General features: G+C 55.5%; 3 protein-coding genes. 1 reads left to right on the top strand and 2 read right to left on the bottom strand.

The genetic code is table 11. From position 1 onward, the window contains the following. Positions 1 to 3 precede the first annotated feature (3 nt). Positions 4 to 1,068, top strand: coding sequence for a DNA polymerase IV (gene dinB, locus ABYK60_RS18425; protein WP_372873448.1), 1,065 nt, complete (start codon positions 4 to 6; stop codon positions 1,066 to 1,068). Positions 1,069 to 1,073: 5 nt separating this feature from the next. Here the strand turns inward: dinB and ABYK60_RS18420 are convergent, their stop codons facing one another. Continuing rightward, positions 1,074 to 1,445, bottom strand: a complete 372-nt coding sequence (locus ABYK60_RS18420; protein WP_372873447.1) for a hypothetical protein — start codon at positions 1,443 to 1,445, stop codon at positions 1,074 to 1,076. Positions 1,446 to 1,505: 60 nt separating this feature from the next. After that, positions 1,506 to 2,353: helicase HerA-like domain-containing protein (locus ABYK60_RS18415; RefSeq protein ID WP_372873446.1), on the bottom strand; the 848-nt coding region annotated here is incomplete at its 5' end.

Raw genomic sequence — 2,353 nt, 5'->3', positions numbered from 1 at the left:
CTAATGGGAAAAATCATTCATATCGATATGGACTGCTACTTCGCCGCAGTGGAGATGCGGGACTTTCCCGAACTCAAGGGGAAACCTATGGCAGTGGGTGGCAGTCGCGATCGCCGCGGGGTGATAAGCACTTGCAATTACGAAGCCCGCGCCTTTGGTGTACGTTCGGCCATGGCCACCGCCTACGCCCTTAAGCTTTGCCCTGAGCTGATTTTGCGCCCCGGTCGCATGGAAGTATACAAGGCCGTGTCGGTACAAATTCGGGAGATTTTTGGCCGCTATACCGATTTGATAGAGCCGCTGTCACTGGATGAAGCCTATCTGGATGTCAGTGATTGCAGTCTTTATCAGGGCTCGGCAACCCGCATTGCCGAAGCCATCCGGGCCGATATCCTGCGGGAAACCGGCCTGACTGCCTCAGCAGGGGTGGCACCGGTGAAGTTTGTCGCCAAAGTAGCATCGGATCTCAATAAACCCAATGGTCAGTATGTAGTAACCCCGGATACCTTAATGGACTTTGTTCGCCAGCTGCCCCTTGGCAAAATTCCCGGTGTAGGCAAGGTGACTGAGGAGCGGCTCGCGGCCATGGGGCTTAAAACCTGTGATGATGTGCAGCACTTGCCGGCAGCAACGCTGGCGCAGCACTTTGGCAAGTTTGGGGCTGTGCTTTATGAGCGGGCACACGGTCGGGATGAGCGCGCTGTGGTGTCTCACCGTGAGCGTAAATCCGTCGGCGTGGAAACTACGTTGCCCAAAGACCTGCATACCGAGGCTCAATGCCGCGAAGTAATGTCATCGCTGATCCCAGAACTTAACCGCCGTTTAGGCAGAAGTGGCGCCGGGCGCAGGCTGAACAAGCTGGTGGTGAAGCTTAAGTTTGATGATTTCCGCCAGACCACCATTGAAAGCCGTGCCGATGAGCCCTCGGTACGGCTGTTTGAGTCGCTGTTATCACAGGCATTTCTGCGTGCAGATGGCCGGGGGATCCGCCTGGTGGGCATTTCAGTGGGGCTTGCAAGCCAGGAAACCGAGGCGGATACCAGCGCCCAGTTGGCGCTGGCGTTATAACGAGTTCATACGATCTGCGTTTTTTTGTGTTCGCGGTAATGCAGATACACACCCACGGTAAACAGGGTCAGCACCCCGGCTATGATGGCGCAGATAATATGATGCAGTAGCAGGTGGCTTAATAAAAAGGCCGGGATATCTTCAAAACCTTCAATAAAGAACAGCTTGGCAACCAGTGCCATATACACTGCCGCATGCAGCACAGCGCCCAGAGCAAATAAGCGGCCAAAGCGCTGCTTCAGCGCCGGTGCCAGCCCTGTGACGCCGGATTTCACCAGCACCCAGGCGAGCAGCGACAGCATCAGTGCCAGCCCACCCAGACCCATCAATGAACTTTTGATAACCGCAGTGGCAGCAATAAAACAGACAAGCAGCATCAGATACCCTCAAATTGTTGATGCGCAAAGCTTATTGATGCTTGCTGAAGCCTGACTTAATCAGCGCTTGAGCGATCCTAAAATCCCCCGCACCAGGCTCTGGCCAAGCTTGGTGCCAAAGGTGCGTGCCAGACTCTTGAAAAACGTCTCTGTGGCCGAGTCGCTGCGTTTGGCAGGCTTTTTGGCACTCTCGGTCTGCTGCTGTGCCTGCGCTTGTTGCTGTTCGTCTTTCTCGGCCTGCTCACGGCGTTTATTAAGCAGCTCGAAGGCCGATTCTCTGTCGACCAGCTCTTTGTATTTGCTGGCAAGTGGCGAGCGTTGCAGCAATTGGCTGCGCTCATCCAGTGTCAGCGGACCTATGCGGCTTGCCGGCGGGCACATCAGCACTCGTTCCACCTGAGTCGGGCTGCCCTTGGTGTCCAGTACCGACACCAGCGCTTCGCCTGTGCCCAGCTCGGTTATCACCTCGGCGGTGCTGAATGCTGGATTGGGGCGGAAGTTATCCGCCACCGCTTTAACGCTCTTTTTATCTTTGGGGGTAAAGGCGCGCAGCGCGTGTTGAATGCGGCAACCCAATTGACCAAGAATGGCTTCGGGAATATCCATCGGGCTTTGGCTGATAAAAAACACGCTCACGCCCTTGGAGCGGATAAGCCGCACCACCTGCTCAATTTTGTCCACCAGCAGCTTGGGGGCGTTATCAAACAGCAGATGTGCCTCGTCGAAAAACAGTACCAGCCTGGGTTTGTCGGCATCCCCCTGTTCCGGCAGGGTCTCGAACAGCTCTGAGAGTAGCCAGAACAGGAAGGTGGCGTAGAGCTTGGGTGACTGGTGGATAAGGGTGGTGACATCAAGAATGCTTACCACGCCTTTGCCGGAGAAATCGGTCTGCATCAAATCGGCAAGCT

The sequence above is a fragment of the Shewanella sp. genome, from assembly GCF_041630135.1.
Taxonomy (GTDB): domain Bacteria; phylum Pseudomonadota; class Gammaproteobacteria; order Enterobacterales; family Shewanellaceae; genus Shewanella.
This window is presented reverse-complemented; position numbering and strand designations above follow the sequence as displayed.

Coding starts and splice junctions, on each gene's coding strand:
- dinB (WP_372873448.1), top strand. CDS start 4: ATGGGAAAAATCATTCATATCGATATGGACTGCTACTTCGCCGCAGTG.
- ABYK60_RS18420 (WP_372873447.1), bottom strand. CDS start 1,445: ATGCTGCTTGTCTGTTTTATTGCTGCCACTGCGGTTATCAAAAGTTCA.